The following is a 19,152-nucleotide window of genomic DNA, read 5'->3' as shown; positions in this document are numbered from 1 at the left end:
GCGGCGGGCGGCCCGGCCACCACGGCCCGGCCGCCCGCTGCCGCTGCCGCCGGTGCCGGTCAGGCCGCGGCCAGCCGGGCCGCCTCCCGCGCGCAGCCCCAGGCCACCGTGACGCCCGCGCCGCCGTGCCCGTAGTTGTGCACCAGCACGCGCCCGTCCGCCAGCCGTTCGCGCTCCAGGCGGACCGCGTCGCGGACCGGGCGCAGCCCCACCCGGTGCTCCAGCACCCGCGCCCCCGCGATCTCCGGACGCAGCGCGGCGCAGCGCCGCACGATCGCCTCGGCCGTCGCCGGGTCCGGCTCCAGCGACCAGGCGTCCTCCTCGCTGGTCCCGCCGAGCACGAGCCCGCCCGGCTGCGGGAACAGGTACGCGTGCTCCCCGTCCGGGTCGTCGGCGACCAGCCACGTGGTGATCCCGGGGTTCTCCACCACGACCAGCTGCCCGCGCACGGCCCGTACCGCCGGGTCCGGGACCAGCTCACGCGCGGCCAGCCCCGTGCAGTTGACCACCACACGCGCGTCCACCTCACCGAGGGAGGACACCGCGCGCGCCTGCACCACCCCGCCCGCCGCCACGAACCGCTCGCGCAGCCACGGCAGATGGGCGGGCATGTCGATCAGCGGCAGCCGCGCCCGCACGCCCGTCCCGGCGTACTCCGCGGCCGTGGCCGCCCGCAGCCCGGGCACCCGGCCGGCCAGCCACCCGTCGACCTCGTCGAACCGGGTGCCTCCCAGTACCCCCTCGACCATGCGCACGCCCGACGCCCCGGACCCCGCCGCCAGTTCCTCGTACACCTCCAGCGACCGCAGGGCCCATGTCCGCGCGAGCGCCATCGGTTCGATGCGGTACGGCCACCACAGCGCACCCGCGACGGCGGAGGTGGTCGCCGCCACGGGGTCCCGTGTCCACACCCGCACCCGGTGCCCCTGCTCGGCGAGCACCACCGCCGTCGTCAGACCGACGACCCCGCCCCCGACCACCACGATCCCGTCACTCAGCTCGCTCGCCATGCCGGGACCGTAGCGGAATGTGCCATGCCGTGCTCACCTCACCCTGAGTGCGGGGATACTCACAGCATGTGTGCCGAGTACACCACCTTCGGCCTGGCCCCGGCGATGCGGGCCGGGGGAGTCCGCACCGACGGCGGTCACCGGGTCCACCGCGACTTCGTGGACTTCGTCGTCGACGGGCGCCCGCTGCTGTTCCGGCTCTCCGACCTCGACGCCGTCTCCCCGCTCGCCTCCGACGTCCCGCCCGCGATCTTCACCGCGCAGGTCCGCAGCCTGCTCCTGGAGAGCCCGGCCCCGCTGCCCGGCGGCCGCTACGTCGTCTACGCCTGCCCCGAGTGCGAGGACCTGGCGTGCGGCGCCGTCACCGCGGTGATCCGGCAGGACGGCGAGGACGTCGTCTGGGCCGACTTCGCCTGGCAGACCGGTGAGACGGCCGACCTCGCCCTCAACGGATACCCCGGCATCGGCCCGTTCCGCTTCCGCGGCGCCGAGTACCGCGCCGCCCTCGCCACCCTGCTGGACCCACCGGACCGGGCGCCCCGCCCCCGGGTGCTCCTCATCGGCGCCCGCGCCGCCGTCCTCGCCGGACTGGCCGCGGCGTTGCGCACCATCGGCATCGGCGCCGACATCGCCCGGGACGCCCACCGCGTGCCCGCCGAGGAACTGCGCGGCTACGGCGCCGTCGTCTTCGGCCGGGACACCCCGGAGCGCGAACGCACCGCCGTCCTGCGGGCCTTCGCGGACGCCCGGGTCCCGGTCGCCCGCGTCGACGGCCTCGCCCCCGTCGTGCCCGTCCTCGTCGCCCAGATCGAGCACGCCCTCGACCGCAGCCCGGCCGGGCAGCGCCGCCTCACGGGCCTGACCGCCGGCCCCGGCCACGCGGAGATCGAGGTCACCTCCGCCTGCCGGGTCACCCTCACCGCGTACCGCGTCGACCGGCTGTCCCGCACCCGCACCCGCGACCTGCTCGACGAGGTCCTCCCGCCGGGCCGGCACCGCCTCGCCCTCGACCCGAAGGCGGTCAGGGGCCGGTCCTTCCTCGTGGCGCGCACCGCCACCGGCGTCCTGGCCACGGCCGTGACCCCGGAAGCGGCCCACTAGGATCGGCGCTCTGATGACTGCCACCCTCGTCGCCAAGAACCTCGCCGCCGGCCACGCCGACCGCTCCCTGTTCACCGGACTCGACCTCGTCGTCGCACCCGGCGACGTGATCGGCCTGGTCGGTGCCAACGGCGCGGGCAAGTCCACCCTGCTGCGGCTGCTCGCCGGCCTCACCACGCCCGAGCAGGGCGAACTGCGCCTGTCCCCGCCGGCCGCCACCGTCGGCCACCTCCCGCAGGAGCCGGAGCGCCGCCCCGGCGAGTCCGTCCGCGCGTTCCTGTCCCGCCGTACGGGCGTCGCCGAGGCGCAGCGGACCATGGACGAGGCGACCCAGGCCCTGGTCGACGGCACACCCGGAGCCGACGACGCCTACGCCACCAGCCTGGAGCGCTGGCTCGGCCTCGGCGGCGCCGACCTCGACGAACGCGCCGAGGAGGTCGCCGGCTCCCTGGGCCTCGCGGTCGACCTGGACCAGCCGATGACGTCCCTGTCCGGCGGCCAGGCGGCCCGCGCCTCCCTCGCCTCCCTGCTGCTGTCCCGCTACGACGTCTTCCTGCTCGACGAGCCGACCAACGACCTCGACCTGGACGGCCTGGAGCGCCTCGAACGCTTCGTCACCGGCCTGCGCGCCGGCACGGTCGTCGTCAGCCACGACCGCGAGTTCCTCGCCCGCACCGTCACCAAGGTCCTCGAACTCGACCTCGCCCAGCGGCGGATCAACCTCTACGGCGGCGGCTACGAGGCCTATCTCGAGGAGCGGGAGGTCGCCCGCCGCCACGCCCGCGACGACTACGAGGAGTACGCCGACAAGAAGGCCGCCCTCCAGGACCGCGCGCAGATGCAGCGCTCCTGGATGGACAAGGGCGTCAAGAACGCCCGGCGCAAGGCCGGCGGGGACAACGACAAGATCGGCCGCAAGTTCCGCAGCGAGGCCAGCGAGAAGCAGGCCGCCAAGGCCCGGCAGACCCAGCGCATGATCGAGCGCCTCGACGTCGTCGAGGAGCCGCGCAAGGAGTGGGAACTGCGCATGGAGATCGCCTCGGCCCCGCGCTCCGGCGCCGTCGTCGCGAGTCTGCGCGACGCCGAGGTGCAGCGCGGAGGTTTCGTCCTCGGGCCCGTCTCCCTGCAGATCGACTGGGCGGACCGGGTGGCGGTCACGGGCGCCAACGGCTCCGGCAAGTCGACCCTGCTCGCCGCCCTCCTCGGCCGCGTCCCCCTGGACGCCGGGCACGCCGCGCTCGGCTCGGGCGTCCTGCTCGGTGAGGTGGACCAGGCCCGCAAGCTGTTCCACGGCCCGCAGAGCCTGCTCGACGCCTTCCGCGCGGCCGTCCCGGACACCGAGCCGGTCGAGGTGCGCACCCTCCTGGCCAAGTTCGGCCTCGGCACCGGCCACGTCCTGCGTCCCGCGGCGACGCTGTCCCCGGGCGAGCGCACCAGGGCCGCGCTGGCCCTGCTCCAGGGCCGCGGGGTGAACCTCCTGGTCCTGGACGAGCCGACCAACCACCTCGACCTGCCCGCCATCGAGCAGCTGGAGTCCGCCCTCGACGCGTACGAGGGGACGCTGCTGCTGGTCACGCACGACCGCCGCATGCTGGACGCGGTGCGCATCACGCGCCGTCTGGAGGTGGCGGACGGCAAGGTGACCGAGCGCTGACTAGACGGCCGCCAGGCGCCGGGCCAGGGAGGGGTAGTCCACGACGAACCCCTCCTCGTCGAACTCCAGGTCGCTGCGGAAGTCGCCGGAGGCGAAGCCGACCCGGCCGGGCCGCAGGTACCGGTACCTCTGGCGGGCCGGCCGCACCGCCAGGTCCGGCACGGACACCCAGGCCATCAGGAACTCGGCCTCTCCCGGCCCCCGGTGCAGGCCGTGGCGCAGCACCGGCAGGGTGTTGGTCAGGGGGCACAACCCGAGATCGCAGTCCAGGGCGCCGTCCACCTCGGGGAGCCGCTCGCCGTTCGCGGTCCAGGCGCCGCCGCCGTCGTGCCGCAGGTCCAGTGCGCGGCTGCCGGCCGCGGACTCGGCGGTCACCCGCAGCCGGCGCGTCACGAACTCCTCGGGCGCGTCGAGTTCGTAGGAGATCCAGTACGGCTCCGGATCGATGCCGACGGCCCGCCCGCGTGCCGCCAGCCCGCCGTCGGCGCGCCGCACCCAGGCGGTCTCGAACCCCCCGCTCGCCAGGACCGCCCAGGTCAGGGTGCGCGACGTGACCATGCGGCCACTGTAGGCCCGAAGGGGGCCCGGGCGCCTCCCCGAGGGGCGTGGGGAACCGCGCGGCCGGCCCACGGCCGGCCGGCAGCTCCCCGCGGCCGCCGGCGGAACGCCGTCAGCGGCGCCCGTTCTTCGGGTCGACCAGCCCCGCCCGGCGCAACGCGTCGGCCATCGCGCTGTTGGCCGGCGGCGCCGCGGCCTGGCGCGAGCCGCCGCCGGCCTGGCCGCCGCGGCGTGCGCCGCCACCGCCCTGGCGCTGCTGCGGCGGGCGCCCGCCGCGCTGCCGCCGCTCACCGGCGCCGCCGCCCGCGCCCTGCGGCGCGGCCTCGTCGTCCAGCCGCAGCGTCAGCGAGATCCGCTTGCGCGGGATGTCGACGTCCTGCACCTTCACCTTGACGATGTCCCCGGGCTTCACCACGTCCCGCGGGTCCTTCACGAACGTCTTCGACATCGCGGAGACGTGCACCAGGCCGTCCTGGTGGACGCCGACGTCGACGAACGCGCCGAAGGCGGCGACGTTCGTCACCACGCCCTCCAGGATCATCCCGGGGGTCAGGTCGGCGATCTTCTCGACGCCCTCCTTGAAGGCGGCGGTCCTGAACGCCGGACGCGGGTCGCGGCCCGGCTTCTCCAGTTCCTTCAGGATGTCGGTGACGGTCGGCAGGCCGAAGGACTCGTCCACGAAGTCCTGGGGCCGCAGCGAGCGCAGGACGGAGGTGTTGCCGATGAGCGCGGCGACCTCCTGCCCGGCCGTCTTCACCATGCGGCGGACCACCGGGTAGGCCTCCGGGTGCACGCTGGAGGCGTCCAGCGGATCCTCGCCCCCGCGGATGCGCAGGAAGCCGGCGCACTGCTCGTAGGCCTTGGGGCCGAGGCGGGCGACCTTCTTCAGCTCGCGGCGGGAGGTGAACGGCCCGTTGGCGTCCCGGTGCGCCACGATGTTCTCGGCGAGCCCGGAGGTGATGCCGGAGACCCGGGCCAGCAGCGGGGCCGACGCGGTGTTGACGTCCACGCCGACGCCGTTGACGCAGTCCTCCACGACCGCGTCCAGCGAGCGCGACAGCTTCACCTCGGACAGGTCGTGCTGGTACTGCCCCACACCGATGGACTTCGGGTCGATCTTCACCAGCTCGGCCAGCGGGTCCTGCAGCCGGCGGGCGATCGACACGGCGCCGCGCAGCGACACGTCCATGTCGGGCAGCTCCTGCGAGGCGAAGGCGGACGCCGAGTACACCGACGCGCCCGCCTCGGACACCATGACCTTGGTGAGGTTCAGCTCCGGGTGCCTGGCGAGAAGCTCCCCGGCGAGCTTGTCGGTCTCCCGGGAGGCCGTGCCGTTGCCGATCGCGATCAGTTCGACCGCGTGCTCCTTCGCCAGCCGGGCCAGCTTGGCCAGGGCCTCGTCCCAGCGGTTGGCGGGGACGTGCGGGTGGATGACGTCCGTGGCGACGACCTTGCCCGTCGCGTCGACCACGGCGACCTTGACGCCCGTGCGGAAGCCGGGGTCGAGGCCGAGCGTCGCACGCGTGCCCGCGGGGGCGGCGAGCAGCAGGTCGCGCAGGTTCGCCGCGAAGACCCGCACCGCCTCGTCCTCGGCGGCCGTGCGCAGCCGCAGCCGGAGGTCGATGCCGAGGTGGACCAGGACGCGGGTGCGCCACGCCCAGCGGACCGTGTCCTTCAGCCACTTGTCGCCGGGGCGGCCCCGGTCGGCGATCCCGAACCGGTGGGCGATGACGCCCTCGTAGGAGGAGGGGCCGTCGGTGGGCTCCTCGGGTTCGAGGACGAGGTCGAGGACCTCCTCCTTCTCGCCGCGCAGCATGGCGAGGACACGGTGGGAGGGCAGTTCGGTGAACGGCTCGGCGAAGTCGAAGTAGTCGGCGAACTTCGCGCCCGCCTCCTCCTTGCCCTCGCGCACCCGGGCGGCGAGCCGCCCGCGCACCCACATGCGTTCGCGCAGTTCGCCGATCAGGTCGGCGTCCTCGGAGAACCGCTCGGTCAGGATCGCCCGGGCACCGTCGAGGGCGGCCTGCGGGTCGGCGACGCCCTTGTCCGCGTCGACGAACGCGGCGGCCGCGGCGAGGGGGTCGACGGACGGATCGCCGAGCAGCCCCTCCGCCAGCGGCTCGAGGCCCGCCTCGCGGGCGATCTGGGCCTTCGTACGCCGCTTCGGCTTGAACGGCAGGTAGATGTCCTCCAGGCGCGCCTTCGTCTCGGCGCCCCGGATCCGCGTCTCCAGTTCCTCGGTGAGCTTGCCCTGCTCGCGCACCGACTCCAGGATCGCCGTCCGCCGCTCCTCCAGCTCCCGCAGGTAGCGCAGCCGCTCCTCGACGGTGCGCAGCTGCGCGTCGTCGAGCATCTCGGTCGCTTCCTTGCGGTAGCGGGCGATGAAGGGCACCGTCGAACCGCTGTCGAGCAGTTCCACGGCGGCCCTGACCTGCCGCTCCCGTACGCCGAGCTCCTCGGCGATCCTGCCTTCGATGGACCCGTTGGACCCGGGTGTCGTCACGATCCCGTACCGCCTTCTGCCGCTGGGGTTGCGCGGCAATTGTGGCAGGTGGCACCGGCACCCGGGGATCAGGGCGGCCCCGGCGGGCCGGGCGGCCGGGTCAGGCCCGGCGGGTGGAGGAGGAGGCGCCGCCGAACAGCCGGGCCAGGGCCCGGAAGGGAAGCGTCACGACGGTGGCGATGGCGCCGCCGATCTGGCGCAGCACGTCTGCGATGGCACGGAACACGAAATTCCCCTTTCCTTCGTCCCGGCCGCACCGGCCGGTGGAGAACAGGTACCTCGTGAACGGCTCACCATGCGTGACGACCGCGCCCGCCCGCCCGGACGCACCGGAGGAGGGCTCGCGCGGTGCGCTCCCACCGGCGCGGAGAGGGGGCCCGGTGTCAGGCCTTGCCGATCAGGTCCGCCGGGAAGGCGCCCGCCGTGAGCGCCGCCCGCGCGAACGTCCCGCCCAGTTCGGTCAGCCGGGCCACGCCGTCGGCGCCCAGGTGCTCGTACGGGGCGCGGTCGAGGCGGTCCGTCTCCTGCTCGATCTCCGCGCGCTGGGCGGCTCCCTGCTCGCTCAGCTCGCCGGAGGCCTCCAGCAGCCCCCGCTCCCGCAGCCGTTCCGTCGCCGCGTCCCACTCCTGCTGCGTCCAGCCGCGGGTGCTGAACACCCACTTCGGGGTCATGCCCTTGCCCGTCGCCGTGTGCGTCACGAGCGCCTCCAGGCCGTCCAGCCCGGCGGACATCAGGACGGCCAGGTGGCCGTCGCCCCGGTGCTCGCGCAGCAGGGTCGCCGCGTGCCAGTAGGCGAGGTGCGGCTCCTCGGGGACGGGCAGGTCGGCGTGGGCGGCGTACAGCGGCCGCGCCTCGCGCGAGCAGGCCTCGGCGGCGCGCAGCGCGAGCCGCGCCGCCTCGGCCATCTCCGCCGACGCCACGGCCTCCTCGCCGAGCAGCCGGCGCAGCGTCGCGTCGACCGCACGCGTGCGTGCCGCCAGCACCCGGGACGGTGCGGCCGTCTCCCAGACGGCCGGGACGTGCCGGGCGACCAGCTCGTACTTGTAGTTGTAGAAGGCGGCCGCCACCGGGCCCGGGCCGACCGGGCCGAGGGCCGCGGCCCGCACGGCGAAGTTCACCGCCCGCGGGTGGGTGATGCCGACGGCGCCCAGCTCACGGCCCAAGTCGGGTGAGAAGTAGTGCGTCGCGTGCAGGGAGTTGAGCATGGTGTGGCAGCGTCGGCCGGCGCGCGGCTCCAGGGCGGCAGTCGTCATGCCCGGCAGGTTACCAACCGCTTGGTATGGCCTCCACGGCCGTGCAGGCCATGGCAGGAAAGGTGGGGAACTCGGCATTGCGGCCAGGCCGCGGGCCCCCGAAGAATCGGGGCATGGCCCAGCGCACGGTTCTCGTCGTCCTCTTCGACGGCCTGCAGAGTCTCGACGTCACCGGGCCCGTGGAGGTCTTCGCGGGCGCGGAACTGCTCCGCCCCGGCACGTACCGGATCCGCACGGCGTCCCTGGACGGGGCGCCCGTGCGCAGCACCAGCGGCCTGACCTTCGTGCCCGACGGGTCCCTGGCCGACGCGTCCGACCCGGACGTCCTGCTCGTCCCCGGCGGGTCGGGCAGCCTGCGGCCCGACCCGCGCCTGGTCGACTGGGTGCGCGAGCACGGCCCGCGCGCCGCCCGGCTGGTGTCGGTGTGCACCGGCGCCGCCGTACTGGCCGAGGCGGGGCTGCTGGACGGCCGCCGCATCACCACGCACTGGGCGTACTGCGACCGGATCGCCCGCCGGCACCCCGCTGTCGAGATCGACCCCGACCCCGTCTACGTCCGCGACGGGAACGTCGCCACCTCGGCGGGTGTCACCGCCGGGATCGACCTCGCCCTCGCCCTGGTCGAGGAGGACCTGGGGCGGCAGGCCGCCCTGACCGTCGCCCGCCACCTGGTGGTGTTCCTGCGCAGGCCCGGCAACCAGGCGCAGTTCAGCGCGCAGCTGGCCGCCCAGACCGCGCACCGCGAACCCCTGCGCGAGGTCCAGCGCTACATCGCCGAGCGCCCCGGGGCCGATCTGTCGGTCGAGTCCCTGGCCGCCCGCGCCCGGTTGTCGCCCCGCCACTTCGCCCGCGCCTTCCGCGCCGAGACCGGCACGACGCCGGGCCGCTACGTGGACCGCGTCCGGCTGGAGCACGCCCGCCGCCTGCTGGAGGACACCGCCGACGGCGTCGAGGAGATCTCCCGCACCAGCGGCTACGGCACCCCGGAGGCGATGCGCCGCGCTTTCCTCAGGGTCCTGGGGACGTCACCCGCCGAGTACCGCCGGCGCTTCCGCCCGGCGGCCGCGCCCTGAGCCGGGACCCGGCCCGCCCCACCACGCCCTGGACCGGGACCGGCCCCCGGCGCGCCCCGAACCGGGACCGGCCGCCTCACCACGCCCTGAACCGGGACCGACCGCCCCCCGGCCCGCCCCTGAGCCGGGACCGGCCGCCCCGCCGCCGCAGGCAGCGCCGGAGCGCCCGCCCCCGCCACGCCCTCCCGCCGACCGAAGGGACACCATGCAGATCGCCATCGCCCTCTACGAGGGCTTCACCGCCCTAGACGCCGTGGGACCGTACGAGACCCTGGGGCGCCTGCCCGGCGCCGAGACGGTGTTCGTCGCGGAGGAGGCCGGCCCGGTGCGCAGCGACACCGGCAGCCTCGCCCTGGTCGCCGACCGGACCCTGGCCGACGTGCCCCGCCCCGACATCGTCGTCGTCCCCGGCGGCCCCGGCCCGCTTCCCCTGGCCCCCGACGGCCCCCTGGCCGGCTGGCTGCGCGCCGCGGACGCCACCAGCACCTGGACCACGTCCGTGTGCACCGGCTCCCTGCTGCTGGCCGCCGCCGGGCTGCTGCGGGGCCGCCGTGCGACCTCCCACTGGCTGGCCCTGGAGGAGCTGCGCCGGCACGGCGCCGAGCCCACGGGCGAACGGGTCGTCACCGACGGCAAGTACGTCACCGCGGCCGGCGTCTCCGCCGGCATCGACATGGGCCTGACGCTCCTCGGCCGGATCGCCGGCGACGACCACGCCCGGATCGTCCAGCTGGCGACCGAGTACGACCCGCAGCCGCCCTACGACGCCGGATCACCCGAGAAGGCCCCGGCCCACCTCGTCGACCTGGTCCGCGCCCACTCCGGAGTCATCCTGACGTAGGCACGCCCCAGCCGAACCGCGGCTGCCTGCGCTCCAGGAACGCGGCGACGCCCTCCGCGGCGTCGCCGCTGCCGCGCGCCTGCCCGGCCCAGTACGCGTCCCGGTCCGTCCGGCCGTCCGCGAACTCCTTGGCCGCCGCCTGCGTCAGCTGGGAGCGCGACACCAGGACACGGGTGAACTCCGCCGCCCGCTTGCCGAGTTCGCCCTCGGGCAGGACCTCGTCGACCAGCCCCGTGCGCAGCGCCCGCTCCGCGTCGATCAGCTCCCCGGAGAACAGCAGGTACTTGGCGGTGGCAGGGCCCACCAGGGACGCCAGCCGCCGGGTCGAGGACGCCGGGTAGACGATGCCGAGCTTCGCCGGTGTGACCCCGAACAGGGCGCCCTCCTCGGCGAACCGCAGATCGCAGGCGGCCGCGAGCTGGGCGCCGCCGCCGACGCAGTGCCCCCGGATCACCGCCAGCGTCGGCTTGGGGAAGGCGGCCAGCGCCTCCTCGGCCCGCACGGCCAGAGCCTGTGCCTCCTCGGGCGAACCCCGCAGTGTCGATATGTCGGCACCGGCGCAGAACGTCCGGCCCTCGCCGGTCAGCACCAGCGCCCGTACCGCCGGATCGTCCGCGAGGCCGTGCAGCAGCGGTGGCAGGGCCCGCCACATCGCGGCGGTCATGGCGTTGCGCTTCTCGGGGTGGCGGATGACGACCGTCGCGACCGAGTCGGTCACGGCGTGGTCCAGCTGCGGCTCCATGCGCCGGATGCTATCCGCATGCCAAACCCGTACAACCCGAATAGTTCGCCGAGACGGCACAACAAGGACAGGACCAGTCCCACAACTGACCGTGTCATACGCCAACGGTCAGAAGTGCTCGATAGTTGCTGACTTGTGTTCAGCTCCGAGGGGGGCAGTGCATCGTTCCCAACACTCGACCTGTGGCGACAATCGAGCGCGAGGGTGGCGACCGGACGATGGACGACGACGGGCGCGGAACCGGCCGGCGCCCCGAGGGCGGCACGGCGCCCCTCGGTCCCGGGCCCGCGGATCCGCTGCCGTACGAAGGGGTCTGGAGGTTCACCGCGCCGGCGGTGGAGGCCTCCGTCCCACAGGCCCGGCACGCGGTGCGGGACCTGCTGCTGCGCCAGGGCGTACCGGTCTCGGACGACCTGGCCCAAGGGCTGCTGCTGATCGTCTCCGAACTGGTGACGAACGCCGTCAAGCACGCCGCGGTGCTCTCGCCGACGATCGCCGTCGAGCTGGCCGTCGGCGCGCAGTGGCTGCGCCTGTCCGTGGAGGACAACCACCCCTACCGGCCCACGGCCCTGGAGACCGACCACGGCCGCACCGGCGGGCGCGGCCTCCTCCTGGTGCGTGAGATCACCCGGGAGGCCGGCGGTGTCTGCGAGGTCGAGTACACCGCGAGCGGCGGCAAGGTGATCTGGGCCGCGCTGCCGCTCGAACCCGCCCGGCTGCCCTAGCGCCGCGCCGGCCGCGGGACCACGGGGGCGCCGGGGACGAAGTCCCGGGCCCCGGGGGCCCGTCCCCGGCGTCAGGGCCCGGGCGGGCGCCTCACCAGCCGGCCGACGTGCCCGTCAGCTCCCTGATGGCGGGCCGGGCCGCGTCCAGCACGGTCATGAACCAGGCCGAGAACGGGTCCTTGGCGTGCCGCTCGGCCAGCTCCGGCGGGGTCACGAAGACCGTCGAGGCCACCTCCTCCGGGTCCGGCCGCAGCACGGCCTGGACCATGCCGACGAAGAGGTGGTTGTACTCCTGCTCCACCAGCCCCGACTCCGGGTCCGGGTGGTTGTAGCGGACCGTGCCCGCCTCGGCCAGCAGCGAGGGGGACGCGCCGAGCTCCTCGAACGTGCGCCGCGCCGCCGCCGCGAAGGGCGCCTCGCCGGGGTAGGGGTGGCCGCAGCACGTGTTGGACCACACACCGGGGGAGTGGTACTTGCCCAGCGCGCGCTGCTGCAGCAGCAGCCGGCCGTACTCGTCGAAGAGGAACACCGAGAACGCGCGGTGCAGCCGCCCGGGCGGCTGGTGAGCGGCGAGCTTCTCCGCGGTGCCGATCGTCACGCCGTCCTCGTCGACGAGTTCCAGCAAAATCGCGTCTGCGGTGCCGTTCGACGGGGAGTGCGTCGCGGTGGCAGGTGTGATCGGCATACCCATCCTTCACATCGGTCTTCGCGCCCCAAGTCTGCCGTACGAATCCGGCACTCCCGGCACTTCGCTGCCCGCCCGCATGTCCCACGCGGGCGACACGGAGCGCGGACGGCGCCGCCGGGCGAACCGGAGAGCGGGACCCGGAAGGGGATCGTGCCCGGCCCACCGGGCCGAAAATCGTCCTCGGCGGGTCCTACGGGAGTCAGGGCGCCTGCGCGCGCCGCGAGGCCGCGTCCCCCGGCGCGCGCCGAGCGGGACGCGCCCCACCGGCCCCGTCCGCCCCCGCAGGCACGAGCGTCAGTGGCACAGCCGGGCCTCGTGCTCGGCGTGCCCGCTCGGTTCCAGCTGGAAGGTGCAGTGCTCCACGTCGAAGTGGTCGCCGAGGCAGCCCTGGAGCTCGTGGAGCATCTTCTCGTGCCCCATCGCGTTCAGCGTCTCGGTGCTGACCACCACGTGCGCCGACAGCACCGGCATGCCGGAGGTGATCGTCCAGGCGTGCAGGTCGTGCACGTCCTCCACCCCGTCCGTCGCCAGGATGTGGGCCCGCACCTCGGCCATGTCGACGCCCTTGGGCGCCGCCTCCAGCAGCACGTCCAGCGTCTCGCGCAGCAGCTTCAAGGTCCGCGGCACGATCATCAGCGCGATGACCAGCGAGGCGATCGGGTCGGCGGGCTGCCAGCCGGTGAACATGATCACCAGCGAGGACAGGATGACCGTCACCGAGCCCAGGGCGTCCGCCGCCACCTCCAGGAACGCGCCCCGGACGTTCAGGCTCTCCTTCTGCCCGCGCATCAGCAGCGACAGCGAGACGAGGTTCGCGACCAGGCCGATCGCGCCGAACACCAGAGCCAGCCGGCCCTCGGTGTCCGCCGGGGTGAGGAACCGCTGCACGGACTCGTACACGACGTACCCGCCGGCCCCGAGCAGCAGCAGGCAGTTGGCGAGGGCCGCCAGTATCTCGGCGCGTGCGTAGCCGAACGTGGCGCGCTCGCTCGGGGGACGGCCCGCGAAGTGGACGGCGAGCAGCGCCATGGCCAGGCCCAGCGCGTCCGTCGCCATGTGCGCCGAGTCCGCCACCAGGGCCAGCGAGTCGGCGAGCACACCCCCGACGATCTGGACGACGACGATGCCGAGCGTGATCGCCAACGCGATCCGCAGCCTGCCGCGGTACGCCGAGGTCGCCGTACCGCCGGCCGCGCCGTGCGCGTGCCCGTGATCGTGCCCAGCCCCCATGAAAGGTCACCCTCCTGTGTCCGCCCGATCGTCTCCGGGCACCCCAGTCAACTACGGGGAGGGGGTATGGGCAACGCGGCACTGAACACCGTTGTCATCTGCCCTGACCTGCGGAAACGACCCGCAGGTCAGAGCGGTGCGGCGATCAGGAGCCGTGGTGGAGCCGCCAGCCCCGCCAGGCCGACTCGGTCATCTCGCGCACCCCGCGCCGCGCCGTCCAGCCGAGTTCCGCGGCCGCCCGGGCCGCCGAGGCGACCGCCCGCGGGGCGTCCCCGGGGCGGCGCCCTTCCACGACCGGCGGCCGCCGGTCGCCCGTGACCTCGCCGATGACCGAGATCAGCTCGCGGACCGAGACGCCCTCGCCGCGGCCGACGTTGACCGTCAGGTCGCCGGCGACACCGCCCCCGGCCAGCCGCCGGGCCGCCGCGAGATGGGCCTCCGCCAGGTCGGCGACGTGGATGTAGTCCCGTACGCAAGTGCCGTCCGGGGTGGGGTAGTCGTCGCCGAAGATCCTCGGCGCCTCGTCGCGCGTCAGCCGGTCGAAGACCATCGGGACGATGTTGAACACCCCCGTGTCGGCCAGCTCGGGTGCGGCGGCGCCCGCCACGTTGAAGTACCGCAGGCACACCGTGGAGATCCCGTGCGCCCGGCCCGCCGCCCGCACCAGCCACTCCCCGGCGAGCTTGGTCTCGCCGTAGGGGTTCACCGGCGCGCACGGCGCGTCCTCCGTGATGAGGTCCACGCCCGGGTCGCCGTAGACCGCCGCCGACGAGGAGAAGACGAACCGCCCGATCCCCGCCTCGGCCACCGCGTCCAGCAGGGTCGCCAGACCGCCCACGTTCTCCCGGTAGTACCGCGTGGGCCGGGCCACCGACTCGGCGACCTGCTTGCGCGCCGCGAGGTGCACCACACCCGTCACGGCGTGCTCGGCGAGAAGCCGCTTCAGCAGCTCCCCGTCCGACGAGGAGCCCCGCACGAGCGGAACGCCGGACGGCAGCCGCGCGGGCACCCCGGCGGACAGGTCGTCCAGGGCGACGACGCGCTCGCCGGCCTCCGTCATGGCCCTGGCCACATGGGCCCCGATGTAGCCGGCCCCGCCGGTGATCAGCCAAGTCATGGTCGTCCACCCTATGCCGCCCGGCCCGGCACCCCCGCAATGTCCCCGATGTCCGGTCTGCGGGCCGCGGTTTGTGGGGCGGGCCCCGGATCCACCAAGATGATCGCGGCAAGGACTCGGGCGAACTGCGTCGATCGAGCCGCCCAACGGGCGGTGAACACGGCCTTCCGGCCATCCGATAGCCTCTGCCGACATGCCGCCCCGGGAGTCACCGGCGCGGCCGCCCCCATCATGTACAGCACCGGTGCGGAGCGCCGGTCCCCAGGGAGTGAATTCGGTTGTCGACCGCCATCCTCACCGGGCAGCCGGTCCCCGGATCGTCGATCGAGGGCGACCTGCGGTCCCTCGGCTTCGACGTCCGGTACGCCGCTGACGCCGTCGAGGCCGAGACCCTCCTCGCCGAGGTCCCGGGCGACGAGCGGGTCGCGCTGGTCGACGCCCGGTTCGTGGGCCATGTGCACGCCCTGCGGCTGGGCCTGACCGACCCCCGCTTCCCGCTGGCCGCGATCCCGGGCGCCGTCACCGCCCGGCCCGCCGGACGCCAGGCCCTGACCCGGGCGATGGCCCGCGAGAACTCCGCCGGCGGCGGCACCACCCTGGTCGACAGCCTCGCCGACCGCGTCCTCGCCGCGCTCGACGCCGACGGCGCCGAGGTCCACCGCCCCGAGCTGGGCAGCCTGGTCGCGGCCGTCCCGGCCGACCCGCAGGCCCGCAACGAGGCCCGGCAGGCGGTGGCGGACGTCGACGACGAGGCCGTGCGCCTGAAGTCGGCCGTGAAGGCCCGCGACGGCTTCTTCACCACCTTCTGCATCAGCCCGTACTCCCGCTACCTCGCCCGCTGGTGCGCCCGCCGCGGTCTGACCCCGAACCAGGTGACGACCGCCTCCCTGCTCACCGCTCTCATAGCGGCGGCCTGCGCGGCCACCGGCACCCGCGGCGGTTTCGTCGCGGCCGGCGTCCTGCTGATCGCCTCGTTCGTGCTGGACTGCACCGACGGCCAGCTCGCCCGCTACTCCCTGCAGTACTCCACCCTCGGCGCCTGGCTCGACGCCACCTTCGACCGGGCCAAGGAGTACGCCTACTACGCCGGTCTCGCCCTGGGCGCCGCCCGCGGCGGCGACGACGTCTGGGCCCTGGCCCTGGGCGCCATGGTCCTGCAGACCTGCCGGCACGTCGTGGACTTCTCCTTCAACGAGGCGCACGTCGTGGGCGCCGGCGCCGGCGCCAACACCAGCCCCACCGCCGCCCTGTCCGGCAAGCTCGACAGCGTCGGCTGGACGGTCTGGGTCCGCCGCATGATCGTCCTGCCCATCGGTGAGCGCTGGGCGATGATCGCGGTGCTCACGGCCCTCACGACCCCGCGCATCACCTTCTACGCGCTGCTCGCCGGCTGCGCCTTCGCCGCGGCGTACACCACCGCGGGCCGCGTGCTGCGCTCCCTGAACCGCACGGCCCGGGGCACCGACCGCGCGGCCCGGTCCCTGGCCGACCTCGCCGACAGCGGACCCCTCGCCGAGGCCCTCGCCCGGCTGCTGCGCAGGCTGCCCGCCCAGCCGCCGCTCGGCGCCCGGTTCCTCGTCGCCCTGCCCGGCGCCGCCTTGCTGGTGCTGGCCGCGGCCCTGGAGCCGTACGGCAGCGCGCTGCCCGTCGCCGCCGCGGTCCTGTACGCCCTCACCTCGGCCGCAGCCGTCGCCCTGCCCCTCAAGGGCGCCCTCGACTGGCTCGTCCCGCCGCTGTTCCGGGCCGCCGAGTACGGCACCGTGCTCGTCCTCGCCTCGAAAGCGGACGTGAACGGAGCCCTTCCTGCGGCTTTCGGGCTGGTGGCGGCGGTCGCCTACCATCACTACGACACGGTGTACCGCATCCGCGGCAACGCCGGAGCGCCCCCCGCCTGGCTGGTGCGCTCCCTCGGTGGGCACGAGGGGCGGACGCTGCTCGTCACCGTCCTCGCCGCGCTGCTCACCGCCCCACAGTTCACCGTCGCGCTCACGGTCCTCGCCGTGGCCGTGGCCCTTGTGGTGCTCGTCGAGAGCATCCGCTTCTGGGTCGCCGCCCACCAGGTCGGCGCACCCGCCGTACACGATGAAGGAGAACCCGCATGATCGGCCTCGTGCTGGCCGCCGGCGCCGGACGGCGTCTGCGCCCCTACACCGACAGACTTCCCAAGGCGCTCGTACCGGTGGGTCTGGCGGGCGAAGAGGACGAGCCCACGGTTCTCGACCTCACCCTCGGCAACTTCGCCGAGATCGGCCTGACCGAGGTCGCCGTCATCGTCGGCTACCGCAAGGAAGCCGTGTACGCGCGCAAGGAGGCGCTGGAGGCGAAGTACGGCCTCAAGCTCACCCTCATCGACAACGACAAGGCCGAGGAGTGGAACAACGCCTACTCCCTGTGGTGCGGCCGTGACGCCCTCAAGGACGGCGTGATCCTCGCCAACGGCGACACCGTCCACCCCGTCTCCGTCGAGAAGACGCTGCTCGCCGCCCGCGGCGACGGCAAGAAGATCATCCTCGCCCTGGACACGGTCAAGGACCTCGCCGACGAGGAGATGAAGGTCGTCGCCGACCCCGAGAAGGGCATGACGAAGATCACCAAGCTGATGGACCCCGCCGAGGCCACCGGCGAGTACATCGGCGTCACCCTCATCGAGGGCGACGCGGCCGCCGAGCTCGCCGACGCGCTCAAGACCGTCTGGGAGACCGACCCGCAGCAGTTCTACGAGCACGGCTACCAGGAGCTCGTGAACCGCGGCTTCCGCATCGACGTGGCGCCGATCGGCGACGTCAAGTGGGTGGAGATCGACAACCACGACGACCTCGCCCGCGGACGGGAGATCGCGTGCCAGTACTGACCCGGCTGATCCCGTCCCCGCTCGTCGTGGACATCCGCCCGGGTGCCCTCGACGACCTGGCGTACGTCCTCGCCGACGAGCGCATCTCGCACTCCGGCCGCCTCGCCGTCGCCGTCAGCGGCGGCTCCGGCGCCCGGCTGCGCGAGCGCATCGCGCCGAGCATGCCCGGCGCCACCTGGTACGAGGTCGGCGGCGGCACCCTCGACGACGCCGTCCGGCTGGCGGGCGACATGCAGGCCGGCCGCTACGACGCCGTGGTCGGCCTCGGCGGCGGCAAGATCATCGACTGCGCCAAGTTCGCCGCGGCACGCGTCGGCCTGCCCCTGGTCGCCGTGCCCACGAACCTCGCGCACGACGGTCTGTGCTCGCCGGTCGCCACCCTCGACAACGACGCGGGCCGCGGCTCCTACGGCGTGCCCAACCCGATCGCCGTCGTCATCGACCTGGACGTCATCCGCGAGGCCCCGGTCCGCTTCGTGCGCGCCGGCATCGGTGACGCGATCTCCAACGTCAACGCGATCGCCGACTGGGAACTGGCCAACCGCGTCAAGGGCGAGAAGATCGACGGGCTGGCCGCCGCCATGGCCCGCCAGGCGGGCGAGGCGGTGCTCCGGCACCCGGCCGGCGTCGGTGACAACGGCTTCCTTCAGGTGCTCGCCGAGTCGCTCGTCCTCACCGGCGTCGCGATGTCGATCTCCGGCGACTCGCGGCCGGCCTCGGGCTCGTGCCACGAGATCAACCACGCCTTCGACCTGCTCTACCCGCAGCGGGCCGCCGCCCACGGCGAGCAGTGCGGTCTCGGTGCGGCCTTCGCGATGTGGCTGCGCGGAGCGCACGAGGAGTCGGCGTACATGGCGGAGGTGCTGCGCCGGCACGGGCTGCCCGTGCTGCCGGACGAGATCGGCTTTACGACGGAGGAGTTCGTCAAGGCCGTCGAGTTCGCGCCCGAGACCCGGCCCGGCCGCTACACCATCCTCGAACACCTCGACCTGAACACCGAACAGATCAAGGACACCTACACCGACTATGTCAAGGCCATCGGTAGCTGAACTCCGCCCCGTCGTTCACCCCGCGGGGGTGAAGGACCGGCGCAGCGGTGAGCACTGGATGGGACGCCTCTACATGCGCGAGGTGTCCCTGCGGGTCGACCGCTACCTGGTGAACACCAGGGTCACGCCCAACCAGCTCACCTACCTGATGACCGTCTTCGGTGTGCTCGCGGCCCCGGCACTGCTCGTGCCGGGGATCCCGGGCGCCGTCCTCGGCGTGGTGTGCGTCCAGCTGTACCTGCTGCTGGACTGCGTCGACGGCGAGATCGCACGCTGGAAGAAGCAGTACTCCCTCAACGGCGTCTACCTGGACCGGGTCGGCGCCTACCTGACCGACGCCGCGGTGCTCACCGGCTTCGGCCTGCGCGCCGCCGACCTGTGGGGCGGCGGCCGCATCGACTGGCTCTGGGCCTTCCTCGGCACCCTCGCCGCCCTCGGCGCCATCCTGATCAAGGCCGAGACCGACCTCGTCGGCGTCGCCCGCCACCAGGCCGGCAAGCCGCCGGTGCAGGAGGCCGCCGCCGAGATGCGCTCCTCCGGCATGGCGCTGGCCCGCCGGGCCGCCGCCGCCCTGAAGTTCCACCGGCTGATCCTCGGCATAGAGGCGTCGCTGCTGATCCTGGTGCTGGCCCTCGTCGACCAGGCCCGCGGCGACCTGTTCTTCACGCGCCTCGGCGTCGCCGTGCTGGCCGGCATCGCCCTGGTGCAGACGCTGCTGCACCTGGTGTCCATCCTCGCCTCCAGCAGGCTGAAGTGA

The 19,152-nt window shown here is 74.2% G+C and carries 18 protein-coding genes; 9 read left to right on the top strand and 9 right to left on the bottom strand.

Annotated features, from left to right (window positions below):
- Nucleotides 1-59: 59 nt before the first annotated feature.
- Nucleotides 60-1,010 carry an FAD-dependent oxidoreductase gene (locus ACFYWG_RS05130; RefSeq protein WP_383507447.1) on the bottom strand — a complete coding sequence of 317 codons (951 nt, stop codon included), beginning with the start codon at nucleotides 1,008-1,010 and terminating at the stop codon, nucleotides 60-62.
- A gap of 66 nt (nucleotides 1,011-1,076) precedes the next feature.
- Here ACFYWG_RS05130 and ACFYWG_RS05125 point away from each other — a divergent pair, with 66 nt between their 5' ends.
- Complete coding sequence (locus ACFYWG_RS05125; RefSeq protein WP_389199349.1) at nucleotides 1,077-2,111, top strand: oxidoreductase; 1,035 nt, start codon at nucleotides 1,077-1,079, stop codon at nucleotides 2,109-2,111.
- A gap of 13 nt (nucleotides 2,112-2,124) precedes the next feature.
- A complete protein-coding gene (locus tag ACFYWG_RS05120) occupies nucleotides 2,125-3,765 on the top strand; it encodes an ABC-F family ATP-binding cassette domain-containing protein (protein WP_385420834.1) in 1,641 nt (546 codons plus the stop codon).
- Here ACFYWG_RS05120 and ACFYWG_RS05115 read toward each other — a convergent pair whose 3' ends face one another.
- The 4 genes from ACFYWG_RS05115 to ACFYWG_RS05100 all read right to left on the bottom strand — a co-directional run bounded on the left by ACFYWG_RS05115 (nucleotide 3,766) and on the right by ACFYWG_RS05100 (nucleotide 8,079).
- Nucleotides 3,766-4,323: a putative glycolipid-binding domain-containing protein gene (locus tag ACFYWG_RS05115; RefSeq protein WP_383507456.1), complete on the bottom strand. Its 558-nt coding sequence runs from the start codon at nucleotides 4,321-4,323 to the stop codon at nucleotides 3,766-3,768.
- Nucleotides 4,324-4,435: 112 nt separating this feature from the next.
- On the bottom strand, nucleotides 4,436-6,826 hold the full coding sequence (locus ACFYWG_RS05110; protein ID WP_389199346.1) for a Tex family protein: 2,391 nt from the start codon (nucleotides 6,824-6,826) through the stop codon (nucleotides 4,436-4,438).
- 100 nt (nucleotides 6,827-6,926) lie between these two features.
- On the bottom strand, nucleotides 6,927-7,052 hold the full coding sequence (locus ACFYWG_RS05105; RefSeq protein WP_267889763.1) for an LPFR motif small protein: 126 nt from the start codon (nucleotides 7,050-7,052) through the stop codon (nucleotides 6,927-6,929).
- Between the two features lie 157 nt (nucleotides 7,053-7,209).
- Complete coding sequence (locus tag ACFYWG_RS05100; protein ID WP_389199345.1) at nucleotides 7,210-8,079, bottom strand: hypothetical protein; 870 nt, start codon at nucleotides 8,077-8,079, stop codon at nucleotides 7,210-7,212.
- 113 nt (nucleotides 8,080-8,192) lie between these two features.
- On the opposite strand from ACFYWG_RS05100, the gene ACFYWG_RS05095 reads away from it, so the two are divergent.
- The gene (locus ACFYWG_RS05095) at nucleotides 8,193-9,152 is read left to right on the top strand and encodes a GlxA family transcriptional regulator (protein WP_389199343.1); all 960 of its coding nucleotides are present in this window, start codon (nucleotides 8,193-8,195) and stop codon (nucleotides 9,150-9,152) included.
- 205 nt (nucleotides 9,153-9,357) lie between these two features.
- A complete protein-coding gene (locus tag ACFYWG_RS05090) occupies nucleotides 9,358-9,993 on the top strand; it encodes a DJ-1/PfpI family protein (RefSeq protein WP_389199341.1) in 636 nt (211 codons plus the stop codon).
- On the opposite strand, the gene ACFYWG_RS05085 is transcribed toward ACFYWG_RS05090, so the two are convergent.
- Nucleotides 9,980-10,735 carry an enoyl-CoA hydratase/isomerase family protein gene (locus ACFYWG_RS05085; protein ID WP_389199339.1) on the bottom strand — a complete coding sequence of 252 codons (756 nt, stop codon included), beginning with the start codon at nucleotides 10,733-10,735 and terminating at the stop codon, nucleotides 9,980-9,982. The genes ACFYWG_RS05090 and ACFYWG_RS05085 overlap by 14 nt on opposite strands.
- A 218-nt stretch (nucleotides 10,736-10,953) precedes the next feature.
- Between ACFYWG_RS05085 and ACFYWG_RS05080 the strand changes: the two genes are divergently transcribed.
- Nucleotides 10,954-11,460, top strand: a complete 507-nt coding sequence (locus ACFYWG_RS05080) for an ATP-binding protein (protein ID WP_376324986.1) — start codon at nucleotides 10,954-10,956, stop codon at nucleotides 11,458-11,460.
- 91 nt (nucleotides 11,461-11,551) lie between these two features.
- On the opposite strand, the gene idi is transcribed toward ACFYWG_RS05080, so the two are convergent.
- From idi to galE, 3 genes are all read right to left on the bottom strand, one after another.
- Entirely contained in the window at nucleotides 11,552-12,145 is a 594-nt protein-coding gene (gene idi, locus ACFYWG_RS05075) for an isopentenyl-diphosphate Delta-isomerase (protein WP_376324497.1), read from the bottom strand.
- 297 nt (nucleotides 12,146-12,442) lie between these two features.
- Entirely contained in the window at nucleotides 12,443-13,378 is a 936-nt protein-coding gene (locus ACFYWG_RS05070; RefSeq protein WP_376324500.1) for a cation diffusion facilitator family transporter, read from the bottom strand.
- Between the two features lie 145 nt (nucleotides 13,379-13,523).
- Nucleotides 13,524-14,495 carry a UDP-glucose 4-epimerase GalE gene (gene galE / locus ACFYWG_RS05065; RefSeq protein WP_389199336.1) on the bottom strand — a complete coding sequence of 324 codons (972 nt, stop codon included), beginning with the start codon at nucleotides 14,493-14,495 and terminating at the stop codon, nucleotides 13,524-13,526.
- Nucleotides 14,496-14,773: 278 nt separating this feature from the next.
- Between galE and ACFYWG_RS05060 the strand changes: the two genes are divergently transcribed.
- The 4 genes from ACFYWG_RS05060 to ACFYWG_RS05045 are packed head-to-tail and all read left to right on the top strand — an operon-like array spanning nucleotide 14,774 to nucleotide 19,152.
- On the top strand, nucleotides 14,774-16,597 hold the full coding sequence (locus tag ACFYWG_RS05060; protein WP_389199334.1) for a DUF5941 domain-containing protein: 1,824 nt from the start codon (nucleotides 14,774-14,776) through the stop codon (nucleotides 16,595-16,597).
- On the top strand, nucleotides 16,594-17,346 hold the full coding sequence (locus ACFYWG_RS05055; protein ID WP_376324508.1) for a sugar phosphate nucleotidyltransferase: 753 nt from the start codon (nucleotides 16,594-16,596) through the stop codon (nucleotides 17,344-17,346). Before ACFYWG_RS05060 ends, ACFYWG_RS05055 begins: the two co-directional genes overlap by 4 nt.
- Nucleotides 17,334-18,395 carry an iron-containing alcohol dehydrogenase family protein gene (locus ACFYWG_RS05050; RefSeq protein WP_376324510.1) on the top strand — a complete coding sequence of 354 codons (1,062 nt, stop codon included), beginning with the start codon at nucleotides 17,334-17,336 and terminating at the stop codon, nucleotides 18,393-18,395. Before ACFYWG_RS05055 ends, ACFYWG_RS05050 begins: the two co-directional genes overlap by 13 nt.
- Entirely contained in the window at nucleotides 18,373-19,152 is a 780-nt protein-coding gene (locus tag ACFYWG_RS05045) for a CDP-alcohol phosphatidyltransferase family protein (protein ID WP_383504935.1), read from the top strand. Before ACFYWG_RS05050 ends, ACFYWG_RS05045 begins: the two co-directional genes overlap by 23 nt.

The sequence above is a fragment of the Streptomyces sp. NPDC003456 genome (assembly GCF_042878735.1).
Lineage (GTDB): Bacteria > Actinomycetota > Actinomycetes > Streptomycetales > Streptomycetaceae > Streptomyces.
This window is presented reverse-complemented; position numbering and strand designations above follow the sequence as displayed.